This window comes from Deltaproteobacteria bacterium HGW-Deltaproteobacteria-6 (assembly GCA_002840435.1).
Classification (GTDB): Bacteria; Desulfobacterota; Syntrophia; order Syntrophales; family Smithellaceae; genus UBA8904.
The window spans coordinates 446,219-471,643 of the sequence record PHAT01000002.1; the positions used below are offsets into that span (position 1 = coordinate 446,219).

The window sequence follows — 25,425 nt, forward strand, 5'->3', positions numbered from 1 at the left end:
GATTATCTCTTGTTACACCTACAACTGTTTCCTGGAATCCAGTTTTCGGAATTGATGATTACCATTTGAAATGATGTCGTTTAAAGGGAATTTCTAAACAACATAATGAAGAACCTATCGGTCTCCCTTGGATTTCATGCTCATCCACGTCGTGGCAACTATTGTTACCAAATTGGAGATGGTTTCCAAAAGGCGTTGCTGTTCAGGGAAAAGATCTTTAGAATTATATAAGATTCCGATAACTCCAACAGTCCCCTCAAGATATTTCATGGGGATAAAATAGAATTTATTATCTGAGTAGGTATGTGTTCCTGCACCGGAAACCTCCCCATTGGCGAATGTCCAGTTCGCAGCAGCATTATCTTGTTCGGTAAGTTCGAGATCTACACTGCTTTTGGCACAAACCTTCAGAGTGCCGTCATCTTCCCGAAAAAAAACAAGAGACGGGACATCCAAAATCATTTTTGCGTATCTTAAAGTAAGCTGTCCCAATTGGTTGAATACAGCTGTTCGCAGAGAAAACGTGATGTTTTGGACTGTATACGTTTGTTCGATAGGGATAAGTGCCAGTAAATCTCTGCTCATGTCTTCGATCAGGTATACGCGATTCAGTCTGTCTTTCAGGAATATATTCTGACGGGTAACAATATTTATGAGATATGAAATAAGAATAGCGCAGGTGAAATAGACGATGACATTATAGACATCCTGTGGATTTGAAATATGAAGAGTATAGTATGGTTTGACAAAAACAAAGTCGAATATAAGGAAACCGGCAGTAAAAGATAATACCGAGGCCCAGGTTCCAAAATAAATTGCTCCTGCAATCGCGGGGACAAGATAAACAAAAATCAGAGAAGACGGCTGAATGAATTGTTCCAGGAATATATTCAGAATGGTAGTGAGAGTCAACATTACCAGAACGACTAGAAATCGCCTTGTTTTTTTAATTGTTTCTTTGTTAAAGCCTTTACCTCTGCTGAAAAAAGGCTCTAAATTAAAACCTTCATCTATTTTGTTCATGAGCATTTACCTCCTTTCAATCAACTGTCTTATTTATTTTATAAAGATTAAACCCTGATCGGCATAATGACCGATTCAATTCCATCCCATTGTAAGCGTCTTTGAATAGCGTAAGCTGTCTCATTATGCAGTGCCCTTTGATAAAAATGTTCCTGATGGAAAATTAATTTTCCTGTGAAAACCATGGATTTTGGAAATTCTTTCGCTAACGACTGGCACACCTGAGTGGCTGTTTCGACCACATCCGTTCCGGCATCCATCCTGTATTCTGCCGGCATGCCGAAGGAGCGGACAAGTTCTACATATTTTTTTAAGCCGTTTTCAACCGCAATTCTGAGTTGTTCCATTTCTGCAGATCCTTTGAATGCGGCCTGATCTACTTCTGCGATCGAAACAAAAATAAAGTTTTTATAGAAATGCGGAAATTTACGGTTAATTGAAAAAAATGTATGCAGGCCGAATCCGTTGAACCCGCTCACAAGAATGATTGCCGTGGGTTCTTTTGGATTCAGTGGTTCGTTGTTGTATTTTTTGCCGGGATGGATTTTCTGCAAAATATTTTCCAGCTTTCGCGCTTCGCCACGAACGTTAAGATAATGCTTATTAATCAAATAGCATGAAGTGATTAAAATAGATGTTATAACTAATGTTATCCAACCGCCTTCACCAAATTTCTCGTAGAGAATGACACAGAGTATTATCATACAAAGAATAAACCCGATTACATGAATAATTATGTGTCTCTTCCAATTTCTATCTTTTTCTCTGTCGCGAAGGAAAAAACGTATCATCCCAAACTCGGATAAGGAAAATGTCAAGAACACGTTAATGGAATACATGACTATAAGAGCAGATATAGAACCGTTTGTATAGAAGAGCAGAATGACGGATGCGATGCCCATTAATACAATGCCGTTTTGCATGGTGAGCCGTTCGGAAAGCATGGCGAAGCGATGAGGAAGCCAGAAATCGGTCGCCATGTTGGCCATAACTCTCGGCCCGTCAACAAATCCGGCTTGGGCGGCAACCAGGAGCAAGGCGCCTTCGGAGAAAATTGTTACAAGAACTATCCATGATGATAAAGGCCAGTTGCGGAATACTTCGTCCGCCAGAATTGCATTTAAAGTTCTACCTTCAACTGGTTTTACTTGAAGAAGAGCATAACAAATCAGCAAGCCGGTTGCGGTAAAAGCAAGCGATACCGCCATGTAAAGCATAGTTCGCCTGCCCGTTTGCACACGCGGTTCCCTCATGATCTGTATGCCATTGGAGACGGCTTCTATTCCGGTATACGTTCCGCCACCCAATGAGAAAGCCCGCAAAAAAATAGCCAGTATGCCGATAAAACCGATTGTTCCGATGTCCTGTTTGAAACTGCTGTTAAATTGACTCAATACCAACCCAAATTGATCAGCGTGATGTGCTATGCCAAAGACAATGAGAAGAATATGAGTTAAGATAAAAACAATAAAAATAGGAGCGAGGGCTATAACGGACTCCTTCACACCCCGCAGATTCATAATGACAAGCATCAGAATGAGAAATACAACAAAGATGAGTTTGTATTTTTGATAAGCTATCGGCAAAAAACTGAAGATGGCATCGCCGCAGGCAACTAGAGAAACGGTAATTGTCAGCATGTAGTCTATGATCAAAGCACTGCCTGATACTACGCCGGCGCTTTTGCTGATAGTTTTTGTGGATACTATGTATCCTCCTCCACCTTGTGGGAAATGTTCGATGATGCGCGAATACGCATAAGCAATGATAAAAACAGTAAATGCCATGGCTATACCAAGGAGAAGCGCTATGTAAGTATGACTACCCAGCGTCCTAAATGCTTCTTCCGGTCCGTATGCTGAAGATGATAAACCATCGGCGCCTAAGCCAATCCACGCAAGTATGGGAATGAGGGATAATTTGTGAAAAAGAGATGGTTCATTTACATTACGCGGTTCTCCAACAAGTTTATGCCACAACCTGTGCTTCAAGCTTTTTTCATGCACTGAATCGAATGTATCCACGATTAATGGACCTCCTCGATTATATAAATAAAGGATATAGGTCGGTATTCGTAGTCGGTTTTTTTGTGAGAATTATAGGGCTTGATAAATGTAAATTGGGAGCGGGCAATGGGTGAATTGAATTCTTCACCAGTTGCAAACGCAGAGAATCGTCGCAATAGCAATACATCCGTTGAAAGAAGAATAAACATCTTCTTTGTCCCTTCCATATGCCGACGAGGTTAGCTGACGGGCTCGGACTTGGAAGTATCCTATTCCTTGGAAATTCGCCCCAAAATTCTGGTTCCCCCGTATCTATCCTACTGGTAGATTTAGGCATCAATACATGTGTTTAAGCTTAGTCTCTTTATAATAACTGTCAAGGGGAATTTATGATACATTTTTGTCCGTTTTTACGATAATATCTTTGTCAAGCTAAATGTCGATGTTTGTTCTTATATTGAATTGTGTTTATGCAAATTGAAATTTTAGCATTTAAGCCGAGGAAAAAAAATAAGGGCTTCAGGAGCGACATCAACCGGATGAATGGCTATTAAAGAATAGGAGGCGGCTGTACAGTAGAAAATTTCCTTTTTGATTTTTGAAGGAGTTGGTGTATTTAAATTAACCAGCAGGGCGACAGCCAAAAAGGAGAACATGGACCTGATGGAGAAAAAAATAATTCAAGTTGCCGATATGATCGCGAAGGCAAAGCGTGTCGTTGTTTTTACCGGCGCGGGCATCAGTACGGAATCCGGCATTCCGGATTTCCGCGGTCCCGGCGGACTCTGGACAAAATATGATCCCGATGACTTCACGATTGATAAATTTCTGGGGTCCCACGCGACGCGAAAAAAAATGTGGCAGCGTCTGCGTGAAGGCGGCTTGATGGAAGACGCCAATCCCAATGCGGCGCATTACGCCATTGTTGAACTGGAAAAGACGGGCAAGCTGAGCGCGCTGGTTACGCAGAATGTCGACAATCTGCATCAAAAGGCGGGAAGCTCCCCCGCGCTCATCCGCGAACTTCACGGCAACATGCAGAGGCTGGTTTGCCTGAACTGCGGTGAGCTTTATCCCATCACCCTTGTCAAGGAGCGGTATGCCGATTCCGATAATGTTCCGACCTGCGAATACTGCCGGGGTATTCTCAAACCCGACGTTATTTTCTTTGGAGAGGCTCTGCCGCAGCGGACGCTGGCGCAGGCCATGCAGGAAGCCTCGGAATGCGATGTGATGCTGGTGATCGGTTCCTCGCTGGTTGTTTATCCGGCGGCTTACATTCCGGTTCAGGCCAAACAGGCGGGCGCAAAACTGGTGATCATCAACAAAGGCCCGACTGAACAGGATCATCATGCCGATGTGCGCATCGACGCGGCAGCCGGTGCGACGATGACGAAGATATTAAATAGGCTGAAGACCGAAGGCTGAAGGCTGGAGGTCAATTTGAAAGGTGCGAAACGCACCATCATGCCTTAGAAGGGCGGCATCCAGAAAAGAATAAAAAGGCCGAAGGCTCACAAAATGGATCTTCAGCCTTCAGTCTTCAGCCTGTATCCTAGAGGTTTTTTATGTGCCTGATCCTTTTTGCCTATAATGTTCATCCCTCATACCGCTTGATTCTGGCGGCCAACCGTGACGAATTTTATGATCGGCCGTCAACCCCCGCTGATTTCTGGACGAAAAATCCTCAGGTGCTGGCGGGAATTGATCTGAAAGAAAAAGGCACGTGGCTGGGCGTCACCCGTGAGGGGAAATTTGCGGCCATTACCAATTACCGCGATCCGGCCTCTTGGAAAGATCAGGCGCCTTCCCGCGGCAAACTGGTCAGCCGCTACCTGACAGGATCATCCGCTGCGGACAAGTATTTACAGAAAATAGCCCCGCAGGCGCAGAACTATAACGGCTTTAATATGCTGCTGGGAGATGCAAACGAACTGTTTGTCTATTCCAACCGGGGAGAGCTCCAAAAACTTTCCGCCGGCATCTACGGGTTGAGCAACCGCCTGCTCGATACACCCTGGCCGAAAGTAAGGCGGGGCACAAAACTGCTGAAAGCGGCGCTTCCGCAAAAAGGAGCAAGGCTGGAAGAAGCGTTATTCGCCGTGCTTACGGATTGTCATGTTCCGCAGGACGCTCACCTGCCGGACACGGGTGTGGATCTGGAATGGGAAAGGATATTGTCTCCGATCTTCATCGCCAGCCCCGTTTACGGTACGCGCTCTTCGACCATTCTGCTGATCGGGAAAAACAGAAGGATAAAGTTTGTGGAAAAAGTATATAACGGCAAACCGGAGCCCTGGGTGACCAGCCGGTTTACATTTTTGCAGGAGCAGCAAAAGAAATGACTTTGGAGAGCGCCAGAATTTATCCTGATGTGCCGCGCACCGGCGTCGGGGCGATGGTCTTCAAGGATAATAAAATCCTTCTGGTGAAGCGGGGCGTTGAGCCTAACAGAGGCCGGTGGGCTATTCCCGGAGGAATGTTAAAACTTGGGGAGACCATGCGCGAATGCGCGGCCCGGGAAATTCTGGAAGAGACGGGCGTAACGGTGGCAGTAGGCGATTGTATTTATGTGACGGATCTGATCGAGCGCGATGAAGCTGGAAAAATCAAGTTTCATTTTGTCGTGGTGGATTTTACCGCGCTGTATGTGGCAGGCGAGCCGAAAGGCGCGGACGATGCCCAGGAGGCAGGCTGGTTCGCGCCCGTTGACCTCGACGGTCTTCAGGTTTCGCCGATTACCCTGAAGGCCCTGCATTCGATTGGATTTCTGATATAATCCCGCTGTTGCGGGACGAGCGTTAATTCGCCGCAGCTTGCTGCGATATAAACACGTTCATTTCACACTTCGACAGCTTGCTGCGAGGTGGTTAATAGAATTCATCAGGAGGATGATATGAAGGTTGTTTATTCCGAGGAGTATAAGCAGGTTTATTCGTATGATCCCGCCTCCAATCCCGGGAGAATTGAATCCATAGAATTCGCACTGGCGGGACGCGTGGATTATATTGAACCGCAGCCGGCAACGGAAGAGGATATCGCGGCGGTGCATACCCCGAGGCATATTGCGGAAATCCGGCATGAAGGCGTTTATGAGATTGCCGCGCTGGCCGCGGGCGGTGCCATTAAAGCCGCCGAGATCGGCCTTTCCGAGCCCTGCTTCGCCGTGATCCGGCCGCCCGGCCATCATGCCTCCGCCGATACCGCCTGGGGTTTTTGTTACTTCAACAATATGGCCATTGCTTTGACCAGACTTAAAAAGCGGGATAAAATCAAAAAAGCGTTTATCCTGGATTTTGATCTGCACGTGGGTGACGGCAATATCAACATCCTGGGCACGACGGGGTTTGTAACGATTCTGAATCCCGGAAGCTCCGACCGCAATGAATATTTGAAAACCGTGACCAATGCTCTTGCCAAAACGGACGCGGATATGATTGCCGTTTCGGCAGGTTTTGACAATCATGAGGCGGACTGGGGGGGGCTGCTCCTGACGGAGGATTACACCTATATGGGAAAGCTTGTCCGGGACACCGCCCTCGCCAACAAAGGCGGCTGTTTCGGCATCCTGGAGGGCGGCTACAATCACGCCGTTCTGGGCAAAAACGTCCTGGCGTTTATTGAAGGATTGAGCGGCTGACATCACCGGGTAAATGATGATATCCGTGCATGCTGTTTGTCACGTCGACCCCCGCATGAGCAGGGTGATGCTCCGGGAGACCTTACAGCGGCGTTTTTTTTGTTTTCAGCCTGGCGATTTCCGAAAGCAGCCCGGAGCGGTCAAAATAGACTTCATTGCGGCGAATCTTGCCTTCACCGTTTAATTGGACGAAGCAAACCCCGACCACATCCAGTGTTAAAGGTCCCACCGGAATTTTTGCCAGCCATTTGTTTAAAAAACCGTCTTCCATCGGAATGCCTTCAATCTGTGTCCAGATCCAATTGGGATTTACGGCCAGCAGTTTGCGAAAGTATGCCAGCAATTCCGCTTTTCCTTTTACCCCTCCGGGAATGCCCGGATCAAGGTAAATGGCATCATCGGAATAAAAACTTGCCAGCAGTTCGGGATTATTGCCCGACCAGGCCGGCAGCCATTTTTCGGCAAACTGTCCGGCTTCCAGAGCAGTGAGGTATTTCATAAAGCACACGCCACCTTTCTTTAAACTTTAAATTTTAAACTTTGCACCTTGCCCATGTGTTTTCGTTTATTGTCAGTCAATCCTCAGGCTTCATGACGCGATTGACGGTTTTTCGTCTTTACCGTTTTTGATGGATGCTTTCGGAGTTTGATTTCTTTATTTTTAATTCCCTTGGGTATGGGCATGGGAAGCTGCTGCGCCGTGATCCGGATTAAGCTGCTGATCCATTCCGGATCTTCGTAAGCATCTTCGATCAGAAAATACATTCTGGCCCCGGGATACGGCGGCGCTTCACGGACATCGCCGATGTAGGCTCTTCCCTTTTCAGTCGGTTTTACATAAAGTTGATCATTGCAAATCAGCGCCACGACTTTGCCGTCACAGTAGACGGCATATTCCCCGAACATTTTCCGGTAGGAAATGCTGCCTGCCGCCCCCATTTGATCTGTGACAAATTCAACAAAACTCTGATCAGAAGACACTTTACCTGCCCCCTTATCTTAAATTTTGAATATGCCCCGGTCGTATACGATTAGCTTTTTTCCGTCGGCCAAGTGCGCCGTTACCGTTTTGGGTTCGGTATTAACCAGATCCCAGTGAAGCGCGGAATCATTGAACCCGAGTTTTTTCTTTAGCGCGGGCGTCAGTTTTGCCGGGTTGCCGCTGTAGGTGTCGCTGTACGATGAACCAAGCGCCACATGGCAATTGCCTTCTTTCCCGCCGAAGTTTTCATCAAAGAGCGTTTCCGCCATGAAACGGTCGATCCGTGAAAACCGTTTGTCGGTGAGCGAGAACTCGCCCAGCTGGCGCGCGCCCGCGTCCATGGCGAGTTGCTTTTTGATGAACGCGTCACCTTGCTTGGCTTCAATCTTGACGGCTTTGCCTTTGGCAAAAGTGATGCGGACATCCTCAACATAATTGCCGCTGCGGAAGGAGGGAAGGTTGGCGAAATAAACGCCTTCCGTCCCGCGCCAGTCGGGTGAGATAAAAATTTCGAAGCTGGGCACGTTATGGCCGGAAACGCCCGCCCATTTACGCTGTTCGCCCGGTGTAATCCGCAAATCCATGTTTGCCGATTCCAGATGAAAATATTTGACCAGGAGGGAACTGAGCCGCTTTTTGATGATTGTGACGTTTTTATGAATCTTTTGCCATTCGGCGATAGGATCATCACAGTCAAGGTAACAGCCTTTGACGACCTGCGCCGTATATTGTTTCAACGACATTTTTGCCTGGCGCGCCAGTTCATCCGTGGGAACCATACAGAGCGTCCAGCTGTATTGGCGCAGTTCTTCGCGTTTATTGAGAATATCCTTGAGAGGTTTGCGGGCGACCATGGCCCTGCCGATCCTGGCGGGGTCGATATCTTTGAGGTGGGTCAGCGACTGGGGCGCCATGAGAACAATGCGGCCGTTGATGTTTTTGAAGAGTTCCTTATCGCCGGGGGCAATGAAAGTCAGCTGCCGCGGATCGGCTTTCCGGTAAAAATTATTTTCCATGCCAAACGTGGCGATCAGCCGCTGCACGGGATGAACGCCCATATCCAGAAGACGACCATAGAGAATTTCGGCAAGCCGAAGCGCCGGCAGTTCATACTGGATGAGAACGATTTCATTTTTCTTTAAAGAAACTTTTTTTGCCGTGGCGAGTCCCCACAAAAGCACGTCGGCATATTTTTCAAGATTTCTTTCAGTGAGCATTTTTTTGTTTCCCTTTCGTTTGTTAAAATTGTTCATGCCGGTAATTTTACAGGACACGAGCGCAGGAATCAAGCGTCCTCAACTGTTCGTTCCCGCCATTCCATCGCGCATCTTATAGTATTCCAGAACTGCCGCGATGGCCCGCGCGGCGCGCTCAGGGTCCTGATAAATGGGGACACCGCGGTCGAGCAGGCTCCGGACCATTGTTTCCTGAAGGCTCCGGTAGGTGAAGCCGACAATCAGTTTGTCGGGGTGGCGGCAAGTCAGACTGAAAAAAGCATCCGCGTGCTGCATAATCATTATATCCCTCTCAACCGGGATGGACTCTGCGGGAATCCCCATTTCTTTCATGATCCGTTCGATGAACATACCGGGGGAGAGGAAGTAAGCCAGCAGGATATCCGCGTTTTTTTCCTGAAGAAGAACATCGGGAATGTCGAAGAAGTTCTGCTCTGAATTCAGGCTGTAAGTTAAATCAAGCGGGTTGGCCGTGCTGGCTGTTTTGGGGATCATCGGTTGAAGCCGTTTTACTGTTTCAGGCGATAGCGGCGGCAGGGTAAGGCCCGCCCGGCCGCAGGCATCGGCAGCCGTTGCGCCGGGTCCGCCGGAGTGCGTCTGGATGATCACCCGGTTTCCTTTCGGCCTGGGCAGCGTTCCCAGGGCAAGGGCGTAATCAAAAAGTTCGGCAATTGACTGCGCCCGGATGATGCCGCATTGCCTGAACACGCCGTCATAGATTTCGTTAGGTCCTGACAGAGAACCCGTATGCGAGCGGCCCGCGCGCCCGCCCGCCTCGGACCCGCCCGCGTAAAGGGCTACGATCGGCTTATGCGGTGTGATGGCCCGGGCCGTTTCGATGAACTCTCTGCCCCTGCTGATTCCTTCGATGTAAAGCGTAATGACCCTGGTGTGCGGGCATACGCCCAGGTATTCCAGGCAATCGACAATGTCGACGTTGGCTTCATTCCCCACGCTTACCGCCGCGCTGAAACCCAACCCGTGGCGATGCAGGTAATCAAACATCTGAGTGATAAAACTTCCGCTCTGGGACGCCAGGCCCACAAAACCGGGAGGACCTTCCGCCGTAATTGTTGTAGGATTGAGCTTGAGGCAAGGGTTGGCAATACCCAGGCAGTTCGGTCCGAGAAAACGGATGCCGTATTCCAGGGCAATGGCTTCCAGCTTCTTTTGCGCAGCGACGCCCTCAGGGCCCGCTTCGCGAAAGCCTCCGGACACGATGATGGCGTGCTTGACGCCTTTTTGGCCGCATGCTTCCAGGGTTTGGCAGACAATGTCCGTCGGCAGGACGATAATCGCCAGGTCCGGAATTTCCGGCAGATCCATAATACTGACATAGGCCGTAAGCCCGCGCACTTCTTTTTCCTGCAGATGAATGGGGTACAGCCTGCCTTCGTAACCCAGGGCCTGAACGGATGAGAGCATCATGGAGCCCATGCGCATGAAATTATTGGAAGCGCCGAAAAAGGCGATGCTCTTCGGATTGATAATGGGATAAAGAGGACTTTCGTAAATGGAATCGATCATGATTTGCTTTTCCTAAAATGGTTTGATGATCAGATAATGATTACTAACTCCGGCAAAAAAAATACAATGTTCCTCCCGTGTGATAATCAGGATGAACACCGTTACGGGTCATCGTTAACAGATAATTGCCGATTAATCAACCATCGCGCAGCAAGCTGTCGAGATATGAAATGAACGTATTTACATCGCGGCAAGCTGCGGCGATTAACGCTCGTCCCGCAACCGCGGGATTTAAGAAGCCATCCGCCGGTATTTTCAATATTAAGGGTTGACAGATCATGGTTTCTTAAAATATGAATCAGCAATAAAATGATTTTCAAACAGAGGAGCTGACCATGACTGATCCCCAATCTTTAATTCAAAACGCGAAAGCCTGCGGCCGGAAAGCCTTGAATGAATCCGAATCCAAACAATTTCTTGCCGCTTTCGGCGTGCCCGTCTGCCGGGAGGTTCTGGCATCTTCTCCTGAGGCCGCGGCCGCGGAGGCCGCCCGGATGGGGGTTCCCGTTGTGCTCAAAGCGTCGGGTGAGAAAATGATGCATAAAACGGAAGCGGGCGGCGTTGTGCTGAATGTGAAGAATGAACAGGAAATTCTATCCGAAGGCCGGCGGCTTCTGGCGATTCCGGGATGCGAGTCTTTGTCCGTGCAGGAAATGGTGGTGGGCGCCCGGGAACTGGTCTGCGGCCTCACCCGCGACCCTTCCTTCGGCCCGGCGGTGATGTTCGGCCTCGGCGGCATTCTGACCGAAACGCTGAAAGACACGGTTTTCCGGATTGCTCCTCTTACGATGTATGATGCAAAGGATATGATGTCGGGGATTCGGGCCAATACCATCTTACAGCCCTTCAGGGGAGAAGCGGCAGTCGATACGGAGCTTCTGGCAAAGATCCTGATCACGGTAGGGGAAATCGGCCTGCAATACGAATCAATCACCGAAATTGATATCAATCCTCTGAAGATTCGCCGCGACGGAAAACCCATAGCCGTGGACGCGCTGATTGTACTTGCGGCCTGATTCTATCATCGTTTGGCAGTGAGGATTTCCGACAGACAGATTACAACCCGTGCGGGGAAAAAAAGAGCAGGAGAAAAATGATGCGAACGAAAAAATGGATAAGCGCGGCAATGTTTACGGTAGTGATCAGTTTTATGGGTCTGGGCATGGCGATATCCGCCTATGCCAATTGTCCGGATAAAGTCGTATGCGAATATCCCGTTGCCACCTTTACGCAAGAGGCCGGGGTGCTCCGTGATGTGCCCACCTGCTACAAGTTTAATCACGGGTGCCGGCCCTGGCATTGCGACGGCAGGTACAAGGATACTAACCGGGATTACTGGACCGCAGAGTGTAGAAAAGCATTCCCGACGACTTGTACAGAGAGTAATAAGTGTGAAGCCACCTTTCCCGGCGCGGTAAAGGAATAGCGTCCGGACATTCAGTTGCAGGGCATTCTGAGCGAGCGGGATGCCCCGGCGCAACCGCTGCTTTATAGGGCTTTTATCCTGGATTCCCGATCTGCGGGAATGACAAAATTAGTTCAGATAATTTTTTTCGGTATTGGTTAATTTCAGAAGGCCAATGCTGCGGCTTCGGCCTTGCAGTCCATTGCCGGCTTCTGCCCTTGTGCCCGCGCTGTGGCTAGTTCTTTTTTTGTGGCGTCCATTTGCGCCCGGAAAGCCGGGTCGGAGTGGAGTTTGGCGACAACGGCCGCCCCGATAATCCGGCCCGCCGTCACATCGCTAGGCCAGTGAACGCCGCAAACCACCCGGCTCTGTCCAAACGCATAACCGCGGGATAAAACTGCGTCTGCCCGGTCAGGATCAATTTCCGCCAGAATCAATGCCCATGTCCAGCCGATAGACGTATGACCGGATGGATAAGAACCGTCTTTGCTCATTTTTTCATCCCAGTCCGGTGTGCAGCTGGCCTGCTTGTTGACAACAAAGGGACGAATACGCTTATAGTGATTTTTGGCGGCCAGGGTGGCCACGATCGCGTCGGTCCATGAGCGATGCATCAGCATGTAAAGGTTCGGCATGGCATCCCTGGTGATCGGTGCATTAAGCGCGCAGGAAAAAGCCTGCGGGGCTTCGGGAAAATTCAGATGGGCATCCTTGATAGCCTGCGTCCAGCGCGGCGTATTGATCAGGGAGCGCGTCGTTGCAAAAGCATCCTGATCGGCGGCAAATGCGGCGGAACCCTCAGCCGGAGGGGCCGGAAGCAGCATCAGGCTGTTGGGCGCTTTGTCCGTCGGCAGATAACCCTGAAGAATGCCCGGACGAATTTCTTCAACTGTTGCCGGGATGGGGGAAGAGGTAAGACAGGCACAGCCGGCCATCACGATCAGATAGACCGCCATTAAAGCTATTAAAAATGTTTTCCCTGTTTTCATTCTGCTCCACGCATCTTTATATTACGAATCCGATATTGAATATGTCCCTGACAGCGCTTTGGTGTTGGCAAAAACCATAAGCCGAAAGTACAGGCAATGTCAATGATGATTCATTGATTCAGGGTAGACAGGCGCAAAACAGAGACGATGAGCAGGGGGCGATGGTAACCGCCGTAAAAAAACCTGGCCCGATACCGCTGAAGAGACTGATTTGAAATGCCGTCCGGACACGATGGCTCTTGTGCAACATATGGGTAACATGCTAGAAGTAAACAAAAAGATTGGGCAGGTGAAAAGAGATGGCTACTGTCATCATCCGTCATGCCGATTATCAATACGATCAGGTCAAAAAGATTATTTTTGAGATGATTGAAATGCTGGCCGGAAACAGGATCAAACCCGGCAGCCTGGTGCTTATCAAACCCAATGTGCTTTCCGCCGCGCGTCCGGAAGACGCGGTCCTGACCCATCCGCAGGTGATCCGGGCTGCCGTGGAGTACGTCCTGCAAAAGGGCGCCCGTCCTCAGGTATCCGACTCTCCGGCGATCGGTTCTTTTGAAAAGATTCTCCGGCAAAACGGCACAACGGAAGCACTCAAAGGGTTGCCGGTCCTCTGCGCGCCCTTCCAGGACGTGGTTGCCGTGGATATCGGGAAACCATACGGGCGCATTGAAATCGCCCGCGACGCCGTGGAGGCGGATGTCATCATCAACCTTCCCAAGCTTAAAACGCACAGCCAGATGCTTTTAACGCTGGCCGTGAAAAATATGTTCGGCTGCATTGTCGGATTCAAGAAGTCCCAGTGGCACATGCGGGCAGGCGTAGATACAATGGCCTTTGCGAGGCTGCTGGTGGCCATTCATCAGGCGGTTAAACCCGCAGTATCCATTCTGGACGGCATTCTGGCGCTGGAAGGCGAGGGGCCGGGTAAAGGCGGCACGCCAAGGCCCGTCGGTGTGTTGATCGGCGCCGACGATTCTTTCGCTTTGGATATGGTCGTGTGCGAAATGCTCGGCGTGTATTATGAAAATGTTCCGATGCTGAAAATCGCTTACGGCGACGGGCTGATTCCTTCCTTTGATATTGACGGCGCTCTGCCAAAGGTCTCCAACTTCAAATTGCCGGGCGGCGGGCCCCTGATTTTCGGTCCGCCGGTTTTGCGGAATTTCCTGCGTCGCCACACGCTGGCCTGGCCCATCTGCGATGCATCCCTGTGCAAGATGTGCAGCCAGTGCTGGACGATTTGTCCGGCGGGGGCCATCCGGGAACAAACAGACAGCATCGAATTTGATTATCAGAAGTGCATCCGCTGCTATTGCTGTGTGGAGGTTTGCCCCTATGGCGCGCTCAAAACAAAAGAAACGCTGGGTGGCAGAATTACGCGAAAACTGGTGGACAGATTTTCCTGACGGCGTCGGATCGTCTCGGTTGCACTGAAGCCGGGGTTGTGGTATATAAAAGTTACTCATTTATTTTTTTGCATTGCAAGTTGATTCCCCAAATATAACAAAGGAGGTCTATGCGCGATGTCGGAAGAAACTCACCATAAAAAAAATCACGACGAAAAACACCTGGACAAACTGACCGTTAAAGAACTGCGGGAGCTGGCCGCCGAGTTTCCCCATGAGCGGGCGGTCCACGACATGAAGAAAGAAGAGTTGGTCGCCTTCATTAAGGAAGCCAAGGGCATCAAGGATGAAGGGCACGTGCACAAGCACAAACCCAAAGGAAAGATCAAAATGACCAAACCCGAAGTCAAAGCAAAAATCCGCGAATTGAAAGTCCTGCACTGGCAGGCAATGGAGGATAGCGAAACTGCAAAAGCCGTCCTGCTGCGCCACCAGATCAGCCGGTTGAAAAAAATCTCCCGCCGGGTGGCGGAAGCGTAAGGGCAGAGGCTGAAGACTATAGACTGAAGGTTGAGAGGAAAGGGCAAGATGATTGCACGCAACATCTTGCCCTTATTTTTTATTTCCCGACAATAATGAGTTTTTGTGAGAGTTAATAATTAAAATTTGTTTGATTTAAATGAGTCTTTATGTAGAAAGAAAACCATTCCTAAATTCGATTTTGTATAAAGAACCAGTTCCAATAAGGAAGAAAGAAACGAGATGGTAGCAGGTCTTTCATGAAACGTAACAGAATAGATACACTATTTATTTTGATGACTTGGATGTTTTTAGGTTTGGTTTCCTGCTGTCCGGTTGCCGAAAGGATTAGCCTTGCAGATGCGGGACAAGTAATCAGGGCCAAGAGGTTTGTCGATCTCACCCATGCTTTCGCGCCCGGAATCCCGCATTGGCCCGGCTTTCCTGATGAGAAGAGAGAAATTCTTTACGGGTATGAGCCTGGTGAGGGGCGATTGGGTCACGGCTTTTATGCGCAATCCTTTACTTTCGTCGGCCAATGGGGAACCCATGTGGACGCTCCTGCACACTTCGTTTCCGGCATGCGGACTGTAGACCGGATCGATGTGAAAGAAATGATTATGCCGCTGGTTGTGATTGATGTTCACGAGAAGGTGGCGAAAAATCCGGACTATGTCATCTCAATGGAAGACGTAAAGCTATGGGAAAAGCGGCATGGCAGAATCCCTGCGGGGGCTTTTGTGGCGATGCGCTCGGATTGGTGCAGGCGGTGGCCCGATATGAAAGCCATGCAGAACAAAGATGCTGATGGTGTCGCCCATTACCCCGGCTGGAGTCTGGAAGTTCTTAGATATTTGTATGAAGATCGCAGGATCACTGCTTCCGGTCATGAGACGACCGATACGGACCCCGGCATGGCGACGTCCAAAAATGATTATTCACTGGAGAAATACATATTGCAGCAGAACCACTACCAAATTGAGCTTTTGACAAATTTATCCGAAGTGCCGGAGGCAGGCGCCCTGCTGGTCGCGGCCTTTCCCAAGCCGCTGGGCGGGTCCGGTTTTCCCGCCCGCGTTTTTGCCATCCTGCCGTAGATGGCAGGCTGACCACCGCTTGCGTGGATCAACCCTCCGGATCGACACTCTCGTTATAATGCAAACCAGGCTGGTTGCCGCAGCGAACGCCACGGCAACCAGCCTGATCCAATCTGTCTTTTAATTAATGATCCGTCCGGCATGCGCCGGATTCCGCTTTACCTTCAGCCCTCAGCCTAACAGCCTTCAGCCTTTTTCTCTAAAGCATCTCAATCGTGGTGGCCATTGAGACGCCGCCGCCGCCGCACAGGGTAGCCATGCCCAGTGTCTTGCCGTGTTTTTTCATGGCGTGAATCAGTGTGACCATGATGCGGCAGCCGGTGGAACCGACCGGATGACCTAGGCCGATGCCGCTGCCGTTGATATTGGTAATTTCACGTTTTAAGCCAAGTTCCTTTTCACAACCGAGATACTGGCCTGCGAATGCTTCGTTGACTTCCATTAATTCAAAGGCATCCAGTGAAAGCTTTGGATCGTTTTTAAGCAGGTTTTTGACAGCGGGAACCGGGCTTAAGCCCATCACGGAAGGATGGCAACCGCCGCGCGCGGAGGATCGTATCCTGGCAATCGGTTTCAATCCCAGTTCTTTGGCTTTTTCAGCGGACATGAGGATCATGGCGGAAGCGCCGTCATTGAGCCCTGAGGAGTTGCCGGCGGTAACCTTGCCGACCTTGGGGATGAATGCCGGAGGCAACGCCTTCAATTGTTCCATGGTCATTCCGGGACGGAAATGTTCATCCTTGTCGAAGATGATGGGCGGTTTGCCTTTTTTCTGCGGGAGTTCAATCGGTACGATCTCTTCCTGGAAATCGCCGTTTTTGGTGGCGCGTTCGACGTTGTTGTGGCTGCGCAGGGCGACCTCATCCATTTCCTCGCGGCTGATGTTTAATAGCTGGGCAATCAATTCCGTGGTGTGGCCCATGATATAGGGTTTGCCCTTTAAACTCTCGAAAGGCTGGCCTGATTTGAGGGGACCGTCGTCGGATAAGGGTTGGACATACGAGCCGCAGTGTAATGCGCGGATCATGGCATCGACAAAAACGCTGTCCTGAAGGCGGCAACCCCAGCGGGCGTCGAAACTCACATAGGGCACGCCGGACATGTGCTCAACACCGCCGGCCAGAATTACATCAGCCATGCCGGCTTTGATCATCGCAGCGCCGCTGAGTACAGCTTCCATGCCGGATATACATACACGGTTCACTGTAACAGCAGTCACGGATTCGGGAATGCCGGCTAGAAGGGCGCCTACACGAGCGGTGTTCAGTGTATTAGGGTGTTCGATACAACAGCCGAACCGGACATCGTCAATGATGACCGGATCTATTCCGGCGCGCTTAACGGCTTCTTTCATGACGACAGCCGCAATGCGGGCTCCGATCATGTCCTTCAATGTTCCTCCGAATGTTCCAATGGCTGTCCGGCATGCCGAAACAATGACTACATCTTTCATCGCATAATCTCCTTTATAATTGAAATTAGTTACTCTTTGGTGCCGATCCGAAGGACATGAAAAAATGTCCTTAATATGTGTCAGATCATGAGGGTTTGATCCGTTACCCTCAAAATAAACTTTCTTTTTGTAATGGGAGTGAATTGTGTTGTCAAGGAGTATTCAAAACTATCCCAGTATTCCTGTCTCAAGGTTATGGAATGATATTATTCAAGTATTTGTAATTACTTGTGTTGATGATATTTTATTCGTCCGCATGATATGCTTGAGAATTAAAAATATGATTTCGTCGACATATTTGATTGAAGTTGTTGACATCTTCTTCTTCTTGTATTATGTAGCCGCTGAAATTTTTTCCAAGTAGCTTGAGTCTGTCAGCAATCATCGGGTGAAGGGGAAGAAGAATCTTTTAAAATCAAATATGTTCCTCAGTAGCTCAGTCGGTAGAGCGGGTGGCTGTTAACCACCATGTCCGTGGTTCGAGTCCGCGCTGGGGAGCCAATACAATAAAGGGTTTAGGCGATATTCGCTTAGACCCTTTTTGTTTATGCCGTAATAAATGCCGTAATAAATATCAGAATAGTGCTGTAATTTCTTGGTAGGAGATGAAGGTGGTTTGGTGAGGCTTTTGGAAGATTTTTATATTTTTTATGCATAGGCATGCTCAATTGCCTTTCACAAGGTTTATGTGCTTCGTCTCTTAATCAGTAGATTGTCGATTCGACCCCGGCAGGGCTCACCAAAACATCAATGGGTCAGGCAGTTAAAGCTTAGCACCTTTTATTATATTTTACCGCTTTTAGGCATAGTTATTTACAAATTATTCCTACCTTAATGTAATAATATTTCAATAAACTAACTATTTTATCATTAATAAATACGGTATAATTATACAGTAATAACAAAATGTTATTGCTGTTTATACTGTAACCTGTGTGGCTTTATTTGTGACTGTGTTGGTAACAATTCGCGCATGTATCACCACTTCCTGTGGAAAATAGAAAATATTACGTCTTGCACAAATCCGCATGACGTAAAGCAATCAAATGCCCTAAAAAATGATGTATGAAATAAGTGGAATCTGAAAATATAATATTCCCTGCTCGTTTCAAACCACTAACCGTAATACATGACTGTTTTTGCGATTGTTTCCAAAGAATGTAAAATATCTTGACTTTTCATTTGGTTAAGTTTTTTAATTACTGCCCTATATATTTGAAAGAAGACATAGTATCTCTATTAGATCCGTATCAGACCACGTAATGCGGGGCTCGCATGTCATCTAAAATAATCTATGAACGATTTCTATGGTTTCACAACGAAATTAAACAAAACAGGCATCCTAATGCACAAACATTGGCCACCCAATTTGAAATCACAGGAAAGACGGCGCAGCGCAACATTGAATTTATGCGTGACCGACTTAACGCTCCTTTACGTTATGTTCCCCATCTTCGCGGTTACGAATATCATGACAATACTTGGGAAATCCCAGGTTTTTGGCTTCATGAAGATGAAATAATTTCACTAGTACTTTCTTACCGATTGGCCTCAGCTGTTCCGGACAGCAGCGTTAAAACAGCCCTGCGAACATTTCTCAACCAGATCATTGCCAATCACGCTTCCGCCAATTTCAGTATTGATGAACTAAGCGATAAGATATCCGTCAAGAATATCGCTTATGCCCAGACCAGCGAAAACATCTTTCACGGGTTTTTAGAGGCATTGCTCCGGTCCCGTCCCATGCGGATAGAATACTACTCACCGCACAATGGTCAAACCACCACCCGTGACATTTTGCCGTTTCACCTGCTCAACTATATGGGCACCTGGCACATCATTGCGTATTGCAATGTCAAAAAGGAGCTGCGTGATTTTGTCTTATCGCGAATCAAAACCATTTCGGTATGTGAAACCCCGGTTGACGTCCATGTACCTGCTACCCGTGTGAAGGAATATATCCGGCAGACCTTCGGCATTTTCCAGGGGAAAGAAACCATGGAAGTCTGCTTGCGGTTTGCAAAGGACATTGCCTCATGGATTGCCGAACAGAGCTGGCATCCCGCGCAGAAAGCATGGATGGAAAAAGACGGCAGACTATCCCTCACCATCCCCGTGGCTGATTTCCGGGAAATCAAACGGGAAATATTGCGTTACGGTTCACAGGTCGAAGTCGTCACCCCCGCCGCGCTGCGGAAAGAAGTAAAAAAAGAAATCGAAAAAATGAAAAAGGTTTACTCATAGGACACGCTATGGGGGTGGAGAAGGCGTAGAATTAAGGAATAAGGATTATGGTGGATGGTGTGCCGCGTTGGCGGGGAGTGAGTCCTGATAGTTGGGTGAAAAACACACAGTAAAAATACCAAATAAAAATGAAATAAATATTACAGAAAGGAGGTGCTTTAATGAACAAATATGAGATAGCGCTCGAAATTGCAGGCGCTACGGCTATGTGGACAAGACCAGATACCGGTGATTGTCCGGTAAGTTATCCTACTCCCACATATTCTGCGGTAAAAGGGATATTTGAGTCAATACTATGGGGACCAGCCTTGCAAGTTACGCCATTACGGGTTGAGATTTGTGCGCCTGTCCAATATCACAACTATCAAACAAATTATGGTGGGCCTCTTCGAAAGCCCGGTGTTATAGCTACTGGCGGGGGATTCCAGTTACTGGCAACAGTACTCATCGATGTTTGTTATCGATTATACGCAGAGGTATTTCCCACCTTGAAGACGATGAAAGATCGTGTGCCAAATAAAGCACGACAGTGGGATAGTAAAACCACATCACCGGGGCATGCCTATAAGGACATCTTTTACCGACGTTTGAAGCGCGGCCAATGCTTCACCATCCCGTTTTTGGGCTGGAAAGAATTTTGCCCAAGCTATATCGGCGAATTCCGTGAAACCACCAGGGTACAGACAGATATCAACATAGGAATTCCTTCAATGTTGAGAGAAGTATTTTCTGAAGGTTACGCATCCCAATGTGCCTTTACCTATGATCAAGATGTAAAGATAGTTGCGGGTGTGATGGAATATGCCAGACAAGGAGTCCAATATGCTAAATGAGCTTTATCATCTCTCGGTAGCACTTGAAGATGCAGGCATCAAACCTCGTGACTGGCATAAAAACCTCAAGCCTTTGCCAAATGCTACACGAAAGAAACCATGCTATAAAATTCTGATTGACGTGAATGGCACTATATCTGGGCTTGAAACAATCAATGAAGACCTAGTAACTTGTCTTCGCAAATGGGAACCAAGCAATGGTAATTCTTTCCCTGGCTTCAATATTCAACCCCTTTACCGCATTACTGATGAAGTTACCAAGAAACGACTCAAGAAATGGCGGGAAGGCAAAGAATCAATTGATATTGAATTGCTAAAGGTATGGTGCACCGATAAGCAAATAAACTGGGACGCAAAATTTGACAAAAAAATGGGAAAATGCCTTGGAACGATTCCTGAAGACCTCAACAATATCTGCGCCAACATTCCACCTGAATTTGCAGCGATTAAGAATCTTTGTGGACGTGTCACACGTCTTGGCGATGGTGGTTCGGCTAGATTCTTTCAGGCGTTGGAATCCTTTATCTGGGACACTTTTGGCAAGGCAACTGTCCCTTCTTTACTTTCAGTGCTTATCCATGAAGGCTCTTCAAGGAAGAAGGCTGAGGCGGATCGCGGCGCAGTTTCCGTATTCATGGATGTGCCAGATTGGAAAGAATATCCTATAGCAAGCAAAGATACAATTGATTGCATTAACAAGTGCCTAATGAATCTAATTAACAATGATGCTGTGGGAACCGAAAAAGGTTCTGAAGATGCATTTGGCGGTGGCATAAGCGGATTTGAAGAAAAACTTCCTGAGGTAAAGCTTCCTATTATTGGCGGGGTAAAACTGCGCGCCATGAGTAGCGAATTGCCATGCCAGGATCGCTATGGTACAATCGATGCAAAATCTTTTAATATCGGCAGTAACAGTCGGCGTCTCGCTAAGGGTGCATTGGAATGGCTTAGCGCTAGTGAAAGGGAAGGTTTGACATGGGGACGTGCTGATGGAAAAGAATTAATCTTTGCATACCCGGCAATTTTACCTAAAACACCGCCCAAGCTGGCAGCATGTTTTGGCGCACGCAAAGCGGATGATTCCGAAGAACGTTTCGCATACTATGCAAAAGATGTTCTGGATTGTCTGAGAGTTCTGGCACCATCACTTAAGGAATTGAAACTTCATGTCTTTTCACTGCGTAAAATGGATAAGGCGCGAACAAAGATCGTTTTTCACCGTAACTATTCAGCACAAAGACTAGCCGATGCGGCAAGCGAATGGCAAAAAGGATGTGCCAACATTCCAGTTATACGAATGAAGGCATGGGGGGAGGAAAAGGGTAAGACCATAATGGCAGAAACAGAAACGCCGTTTCCCCTCCAAATTGCAGATTGTCTCAATCGGGTATGGAAATTGGACGGCACCAGTAAATGTGAAGTCAAATCTATTCCCAAGTCTGCCGGTATTGAACTCCTGCTTGATGAAGCCATCACTCTACGCCATGTGCCTTATCTATTGACCGTAGCATTACAAAACAGCAGCGCACTCTTCGTTTCAATAGGCCAGGCATTGCACCGTAATGAAGTAATTCATCTTGATGGATTTAATAAACATAAACAATTGATGCCTGCGATCCTGGGGATATTGCTTATGAAAATTGGCATCAGAAAGGAGAGCTACATGAATAATACACCTTATCTTGTTGGACGTATGTTGAAAGTGGCCGATGAACTCCACGCCGTATATTGCAAGGAAGTACGTAAAGACAATCTACCGCCGCAATTGTTAGGGAATGCCTTGATGTCGGCCGCGCTCGATAGTCCGACACAAGCACTTTCTCAACTGGCTTTACGTATCGTGCCGTATTTGGGTTGGGCGCGCACTAATTCTACGGCCTCTGCTGGCCTATCGCGATATTTTTTAAAAGAGTTTGGCAATATCGAAGCCAAGCTACGTGATATAAATATGCCTCTACGGCTCGATGATGCAGCAAAAGCACAATTGCTTTTAGGCTATATTGCTGGCAACACACAAACAGAAGAACCGACTAATAAAATATGAAAGGACAATACTATGAGCGATAATATCAAGCGAGCTACAGGCCTCTTAATCCTTGAAGTTGTTAATTCCAATCCAAATGGTGATCCAGACAGAGAAAGTGATCCCCGCCAGCGCCCTAATGGTCTTGGTGAAATTTCGCCCGTATCCTTCAAACGAAAGCTCAGGGATTTAGTAGAGGATATAGACGGACCTGTTTTTAAAGCGATCAAAGAAAAGTTGGGTCTAAAAACAGAGGACTATAAAATTCTTGAATCTCGTGATCGTGTCAGAAGTGCGATCAAGGAAGAAATGAAAAAAGTAAACGACAATTTTCTTGAGAGCGAATTTGTTAAGAAATACTGGGATGGCCGTCTTTTTGGAAATACTTTTCTCGAAGATGCTATGGACAAAGAGACGATCAAAACCGGTGTGGCTCAGTTTGTTTTGGGGCTTTCTATTGCACCAGTGCTTATTCAGCGCCACACAAATACTAATAAAGCCGGTGTGGAAGACGGCAAGAAGCAAGGGATGGCACCTTTGGCCTATCGTATTGTTGAGCATGGTGTTTACTGTATGCCTTTTTACATTAACCCAAGCCACGCTCACAAATCAGGTTGTACGCAAAAGGATGTGGATCTTCTTCAGGCACTAATACCTTATGCATACGATCACACCCGTTCCGCAATCCGTCCAGATGTGCGTATTCGACATGCCTGGTATATGGAACACAAAAACTCTCTTGGTAGCTGCGCAGATTGGCGACTGATTGATGCACTCACGCCAAAACGGACGGGTGATGACCCAATGCAGCCTTCAACGTTATGGAGTGATTATGTTGTTCCAGTCGGGCTTCCGCCTGAACTGAAAGAAAAGGTCTCTTGCGTGGACTTGATGGAGAACATCTAATGCTTTTTGCTCACAGCCCCGACCCAGATCGTGGCATTGCAGCACAAGAATATGTGACCCATGTCGGCGGTGTAATTAGGCGTGCTTCAGAGGCAGCAGACAAGGCTGGCCTGTATTCAACTTGCGATGGCGACTTATTGAGAAAGTTGGTGCGTCAGGCAGCGGAATATCACGACCTGGGGAAGTTGGATATGGCAAATCAGGACGTGCTATCAGGAAAAGTAAAGGCAAATAAGTTACCTGTTCAACACACCGATGCCGGAACTGCCTATCTGTTGGACAGTCTTAAAGTAGCCCCTAGCGCTGCTCTCGTCCGATCACATCATATCGGTTTGCCCGATTTCATCAACGAACAGAATCGTTGCGAAGAAAGCATCCTTAGAGACGATTCTGTTCGTGAAAAGGTGAATAGGACACTTCCCGATTTGCTCAAATTACATGAAGGGGTTCTTCCATCTGCTCAAAAAGTAAATACTGATAGCTGCGAAGTAGCAGGTTCCCCATCACTGTTGTTTCGAATCGCCCTTTCCTGCCTTGCTGATGGTGATCATACCGATACCGCCATACATTACGGCGATCAGATTGCTGACGAACGGCCCATTGAACTACGCCCGGCAGAACGACTTCTTGCCCTTGACAAGTATATTGCCACATTGAAAGAAGACAGCGAGCGCTCACGACAACGTTCAGAGGTTTACGAAGCATGCCGCAATGCTGTCACCGAAGCAAATATCGTGTCTTGTGATAGTCCGGTTGGAACAGGTAAGACAACAGCAGTTATGGCACATCTATTGTCTCAGGCAGAGAAACGACAACTTCGACGAATAATTATTGTCTTGCCCTTTACAAATATTATTAGGCAATCTGTTGAAATATACCGTAAAGCCCTCTTGCTCCCCGGTGAGGATAATTCAGAACTTGTTGTGGCTGAATTACATCATCGTGCAGATTTTCAGGATATACAGAGTAGACAATTTACGGCGCTATGGAAAGCGCCTATAATTGTGACTACGGCAGTAACATTCTTTGAAACACTAGCATCAAATACACCCGCTAGGCTTCGGAGGCTCCATTCTTTGCCGGGAAGTGCCATTTTTATTGATGAATCACACGCAGCACTCCCGGCCAAACTTCTACCCCTAGCATGGCAATGGATCAAAGGATTTGCTAAAGAATGGGGGTGCTACTGGGTAATGGCATCGGGATCACTCAATCGTTTTTGGAAGATTAAGGAATTCGACGATGCAGCTCTCGAAGTTCCCGAAATCATGCCGAACACATTGCGCAATCGCCTGGCAGTGTTTGAAAAACAACGAATTGTCTATCAGTTCCATGACACACCTTTTGGAACGGTCGATATTGTAGAATGGCTCGCCGCCCTACCCGGGCCAAGAATCGTTATTCTAAACACCGTGCAAAGTGCGGCGGTCGTTGCACGGGCGTATGAAAAACGCTTTAGTCGTTCTTCTGTCGAACATTTATCTACAGCACTCACGCCTATAGACCGGGATAAGACACTCAGTAGAATCAAATCCCGTTTGGAAAACAAGAATGACTATGACTGGTCGCTCATTGCCACATCATGTGTTGAGGCCGGGGTTGACCTGTCTTTTCGGACGGGGGTGCGTGAAGCCGCTTCTTTGGTTTCTCTGCTTCAGACTGGTGGGCGAGTTAACCGCCATAATTATGTTAACGCCGAAAACGTTTGGACTATCACCCTCAAAGAAGGCGACCTCCTCAAGAAACATCCCGGAATGCGTGACTCATCGAAGGTACTGCTCGACCTGATATCGGAGGGCCTCGACATATCACCAGACCTTTGCACGGATGCCTTAAAGCGTGAAATACGATTTGCAGGAAACTTCTCAGAGAGTTTGCTGATAAAGGATAATCAGCTACGCTTTCCGCAAGTGGAAAAGGATTTTCAAGTTATTGCATCTGATACCAGGACAGTTGTTGTTGGGGATGAACTTATTGAGAGGCTAGAGAAAAATCTCCCGGTAAATTGGCGCGATATACAAAAGTCATCCGTACAAATATGGGGGTACCGTCTCGATGCCTTGCACATCCCCGAAGTTATAAGGCATAATGGAATATATAAGTGGATATTCAACTACGATGACTTTATTGGTTATATGGCAGGTGTTTTAAGCATAGCGACTGATCCCGAATTTTATATCATTTAAACGCAATA

General features: G+C 47.9%; 23 protein-coding genes and 1 tRNA gene. 15 read left to right on the forward strand and 9 right to left on the reverse strand.

The window, feature by feature from the left end; genetic code table 11:
* Positions 1–114 precede the first annotated feature (114 nt).
* Genes CVU71_06400 through CVU71_06410 form a run of 3 tightly spaced genes read right to left on the reverse strand, consistent with a single transcriptional unit; the run spans position 115 to position 3,238 of the window.
* Positions 115–1,029, reverse strand: a complete 915-nt coding sequence (locus tag CVU71_06400; protein PKN19991.1) for a hypothetical protein — start codon at positions 1,027–1,029, stop codon at positions 115–117.
* 41 nt (positions 1,030–1,070) lie between these two features.
* Positions 1,071–3,047: an amino acid transporter gene (locus tag CVU71_06405; GenBank protein ID PKN19992.1), complete on the reverse strand. Its 1,977-nt coding sequence runs from the start codon at positions 3,045–3,047 to the stop codon at positions 1,071–1,073.
* 2 nt (positions 3,048–3,049) lie between these two features.
* Positions 3,050–3,238, reverse strand: coding sequence for a hypothetical protein (locus CVU71_06410; protein ID PKN19993.1), 189 nt, complete (start codon positions 3,236–3,238; stop codon positions 3,050–3,052).
* Between the two features lie 454 nt (positions 3,239–3,692).
* On the opposite strand from CVU71_06410, the gene CVU71_06415 reads away from it, so the two are divergent.
* The 4 genes from CVU71_06415 to CVU71_06430 all read left to right on the forward strand — a co-directional run bounded on the left by CVU71_06415 (position 3,693) and on the right by CVU71_06430 (position 6,669).
* Positions 3,693–4,457, forward strand: coding sequence for a sigma factor regulator FecR (locus tag CVU71_06415; protein PKN20095.1), 765 nt, complete (start codon positions 3,693–3,695; stop codon positions 4,455–4,457).
* Between the two features lie 140 nt (positions 4,458–4,597).
* A complete protein-coding gene (locus tag CVU71_06420) occupies positions 4,598–5,374 on the forward strand; it encodes a hypothetical protein (protein PKN19994.1) in 777 nt (258 codons plus the stop codon).
* Positions 5,371–5,808, forward strand: coding sequence for an NUDIX hydrolase (locus tag CVU71_06425; GenBank protein PKN19995.1), 438 nt, complete (start codon positions 5,371–5,373; stop codon positions 5,806–5,808). The genes CVU71_06420 and CVU71_06425 overlap by 4 nt, the downstream gene beginning before the upstream one ends.
* Positions 5,809–5,925: 117 nt before the next feature.
* Positions 5,926–6,669, forward strand: coding sequence for an acetylpolyamine aminohydrolase (locus tag CVU71_06430; GenBank protein PKN19996.1), 744 nt, complete (start codon positions 5,926–5,928; stop codon positions 6,667–6,669).
* Between the two features lie 82 nt (positions 6,670–6,751).
* Here the strand turns inward: CVU71_06430 and CVU71_06435 are convergent, their stop codons facing one another.
* The 4 genes from CVU71_06435 to CVU71_06450 all read right to left on the reverse strand — a co-directional run bounded on the left by CVU71_06435 (position 6,752) and on the right by CVU71_06450 (position 10,413).
* Positions 6,752–7,168 carry a hypothetical protein gene (locus CVU71_06435; GenBank protein PKN19997.1) on the reverse strand — a complete coding sequence of 139 codons (417 nt, stop codon included), beginning with the start codon at positions 7,166–7,168 and terminating at the stop codon, positions 6,752–6,754.
* 83 nt (positions 7,169–7,251) lie between these two features.
* Positions 7,252–7,650: a competence protein TfoX gene (locus tag CVU71_06440; protein ID PKN19998.1), complete on the reverse strand. Its 399-nt coding sequence runs from the start codon at positions 7,648–7,650 to the stop codon at positions 7,252–7,254.
* 18 nt (positions 7,651–7,668) lie between these two features.
* Complete coding sequence (locus CVU71_06445; protein ID PKN20096.1) at positions 7,669–8,868, reverse strand: aminopeptidase; 1,200 nt, start codon at positions 8,866–8,868, stop codon at positions 7,669–7,671.
* Between the two features lie 78 nt (positions 8,869–8,946).
* Positions 8,947–10,413 carry a CoA-binding protein gene (locus tag CVU71_06450; GenBank protein ID PKN19999.1) on the reverse strand — a complete coding sequence of 489 codons (1,467 nt, stop codon included), beginning with the start codon at positions 10,411–10,413 and terminating at the stop codon, positions 8,947–8,949.
* A 335-nt stretch (positions 10,414–10,748) separates the two neighbouring features.
* Between CVU71_06450 and CVU71_06455 the strand changes: the two genes are divergently transcribed.
* Both CVU71_06455 and CVU71_06460 read left to right on the forward strand, forming a co-directional pair.
* Complete coding sequence (locus CVU71_06455) at positions 10,749–11,429, forward strand: carboxylate--amine ligase (protein PKN20000.1); 681 nt, start codon at positions 10,749–10,751, stop codon at positions 11,427–11,429.
* An 80-nt stretch (positions 11,430–11,509) separates the two neighbouring features.
* The gene (locus CVU71_06460) at positions 11,510–11,839 is read left to right on the forward strand and encodes a hypothetical protein (protein ID PKN20001.1); all 330 of its coding nucleotides are present in this window, start codon (positions 11,510–11,512) and stop codon (positions 11,837–11,839) included.
* Positions 11,840–11,982: 143 nt separating this feature from the next.
* Here the strand turns inward: CVU71_06460 and CVU71_06465 are convergent, their stop codons facing one another.
* Positions 11,983–12,774: an acid phosphatase gene (locus tag CVU71_06465; GenBank protein ID PKN20097.1), complete on the reverse strand. Its 792-nt coding sequence runs from the start codon at positions 12,772–12,774 to the stop codon at positions 11,983–11,985.
* 332 nt (positions 12,775–13,106) lie between these two features.
* Between CVU71_06465 and CVU71_06470 the strand changes: the two genes are divergently transcribed.
* The 3 genes from CVU71_06470 to CVU71_06480 all read left to right on the forward strand — a co-directional run bounded on the left by CVU71_06470 (position 13,107) and on the right by CVU71_06480 (position 15,772).
* Positions 13,107–14,216: a hypothetical protein gene (locus CVU71_06470; GenBank protein PKN20002.1), complete on the forward strand. Its 1,110-nt coding sequence runs from the start codon at positions 13,107–13,109 to the stop codon at positions 14,214–14,216.
* Between the two features lie 117 nt (positions 14,217–14,333).
* Positions 14,334–14,696 (forward strand): Rho termination protein, encoded by a 363-nt coding sequence (locus tag CVU71_06475; GenBank protein ID PKN20003.1) that lies wholly within the window; start codon positions 14,334–14,336, stop codon positions 14,694–14,696.
* A 275-nt stretch (positions 14,697–14,971) separates the two neighbouring features.
* Positions 14,972–15,772 (forward strand): cyclase, encoded by an 801-nt coding sequence (locus tag CVU71_06480; GenBank protein ID PKN20098.1) that lies wholly within the window; start codon positions 14,972–14,974, stop codon positions 15,770–15,772.
* Between the two features lie 199 nt (positions 15,773–15,971).
* Here CVU71_06480 and CVU71_06485 read toward each other — a convergent pair whose 3' ends face one another.
* Positions 15,972–17,225, reverse strand: coding sequence for an acetyl-CoA C-acyltransferase (locus CVU71_06485; GenBank protein ID PKN20004.1), 1,254 nt, complete (start codon positions 17,223–17,225; stop codon positions 15,972–15,974).
* A gap of 425 nt (positions 17,226–17,650) precedes the next feature.
* On the opposite strand from CVU71_06485, the gene CVU71_06490 reads away from it, so the two are divergent.
* The 6 genes from CVU71_06490 to CVU71_06515 all read left to right on the forward strand — a co-directional run bounded on the left by CVU71_06490 (position 17,651) and on the right by CVU71_06515 (position 25,417).
* Positions 17,651–17,726, forward strand: a tRNA-Asn gene (locus CVU71_06490).
* A gap of 774 nt (positions 17,727–18,500) precedes the next feature.
* A complete protein-coding gene (locus CVU71_06495) occupies positions 18,501–19,469 on the forward strand; it encodes a WYL domain-containing protein (protein PKN20005.1) in 969 nt (322 codons plus the stop codon).
* Positions 19,470–19,630: 161 nt separating this feature from the next.
* A complete protein-coding gene (locus tag CVU71_06500) occupies positions 19,631–20,302 on the forward strand; it encodes a CRISPR-associated protein Cas5 (protein ID PKN20006.1) in 672 nt (223 codons plus the stop codon).
* Positions 20,292–22,346: a hypothetical protein gene (locus CVU71_06505; protein ID PKN20007.1), complete on the forward strand. Its 2,055-nt coding sequence runs from the start codon at positions 20,292–20,294 to the stop codon at positions 22,344–22,346. The genes CVU71_06500 and CVU71_06505 overlap by 11 nt, the downstream gene beginning before the upstream one ends.
* Positions 22,347–22,358: 12 nt before the next feature.
* Entirely contained in the window at positions 22,359–23,231 is an 873-nt protein-coding gene (locus CVU71_06510; GenBank protein ID PKN20008.1) for a CRISPR-associated protein, read from the forward strand.
* Positions 23,231–25,417, forward strand: a complete 2,187-nt coding sequence (locus CVU71_06515) for a CRISPR-associated protein (protein ID PKN20009.1) — start codon at positions 23,231–23,233, stop codon at positions 25,415–25,417. Before CVU71_06510 ends, CVU71_06515 begins: the two co-directional genes overlap by 1 nt.
* The last annotated feature ends 8 nt before the right edge of the window (positions 25,418–25,425 follow it).

Excerpts from the sequence above, each read along its gene's own strand:
- CVU71_06400 (PKN19991.1), bottom strand. The coding sequence starts at position 1,029 with ATGCTCATGAACAAAATAGATGAAGGTTTTAATTTAGAGCCTTTTTTC.
- CVU71_06410 (PKN19993.1), bottom strand. The coding sequence starts at position 3,238 with ATGTTTATTCTTCTTTCAACGGATGTATTGCTATTGCGACGATTCTCT.
- CVU71_06415 (PKN20095.1), top strand. The coding sequence starts at position 3,693 with ATGGAGAAAAAAATAATTCAAGTTGCCGATATGATCGCGAAGGCAAAG.
- CVU71_06420 (PKN19994.1), top strand. The coding sequence starts at position 4,598 with ATGTGCCTGATCCTTTTTGCCTATAATGTTCATCCCTCATACCGCTTG.
- CVU71_06425 (PKN19995.1), top strand. The coding sequence starts at position 5,371 with ATGACTTTGGAGAGCGCCAGAATTTATCCTGATGTGCCGCGCACCGGC.
- CVU71_06430 (PKN19996.1), top strand. The coding sequence starts at position 5,926 with ATGAAGGTTGTTTATTCCGAGGAGTATAAGCAGGTTTATTCGTATGAT.
- CVU71_06435 (PKN19997.1), bottom strand. The coding sequence starts at position 7,168 with ATGAAATACCTCACTGCTCTGGAAGCCGGACAGTTTGCCGAAAAATGG.
- CVU71_06445 (PKN20096.1), bottom strand. The coding sequence starts at position 8,868 with ATGCTCACTGAAAGAAATCTTGAAAAATATGCCGACGTGCTTTTGTGG.
- CVU71_06450 (PKN19999.1), bottom strand. The coding sequence starts at position 10,413 with ATGATCGATTCCATTTACGAAAGTCCTCTTTATCCCATTATCAATCCG.
- CVU71_06455 (PKN20000.1), top strand. The coding sequence starts at position 10,749 with ATGACTGATCCCCAATCTTTAATTCAAAACGCGAAAGCCTGCGGCCGG.
- CVU71_06460 (PKN20001.1), top strand. The coding sequence starts at position 11,510 with ATGCGAACGAAAAAATGGATAAGCGCGGCAATGTTTACGGTAGTGATC.
- CVU71_06465 (PKN20097.1), bottom strand. The coding sequence starts at position 12,774 with ATGGCGGTCTATCTGATCGTGATGGCCGGCTGTGCCTGTCTTACCTCT.
- CVU71_06470 (PKN20002.1), top strand. The coding sequence starts at position 13,107 with ATGGCTACTGTCATCATCCGTCATGCCGATTATCAATACGATCAGGTC.
- CVU71_06475 (PKN20003.1), top strand. The coding sequence starts at position 14,334 with ATGTCGGAAGAAACTCACCATAAAAAAAATCACGACGAAAAACACCTG.
- CVU71_06480 (PKN20098.1), top strand. The coding sequence starts at position 14,972 with ATGACTTGGATGTTTTTAGGTTTGGTTTCCTGCTGTCCGGTTGCCGAA.
- CVU71_06485 (PKN20004.1), bottom strand. The coding sequence starts at position 17,225 with ATGAAAGATGTAGTCATTGTTTCGGCATGCCGGACAGCCATTGGAACA.
- CVU71_06495 (PKN20005.1), top strand. The coding sequence starts at position 18,501 with ATGTCATCTAAAATAATCTATGAACGATTTCTATGGTTTCACAACGAA.
- CVU71_06500 (PKN20006.1), top strand. The coding sequence starts at position 19,631 with ATGAACAAATATGAGATAGCGCTCGAAATTGCAGGCGCTACGGCTATG.
- CVU71_06505 (PKN20007.1), top strand. The coding sequence starts at position 20,292 with ATGCTAAATGAGCTTTATCATCTCTCGGTAGCACTTGAAGATGCAGGC.
- CVU71_06510 (PKN20008.1), top strand. The coding sequence starts at position 22,359 with ATGAGCGATAATATCAAGCGAGCTACAGGCCTCTTAATCCTTGAAGTT.
- CVU71_06515 (PKN20009.1), top strand. The coding sequence starts at position 23,231 with ATGCTTTTTGCTCACAGCCCCGACCCAGATCGTGGCATTGCAGCACAA.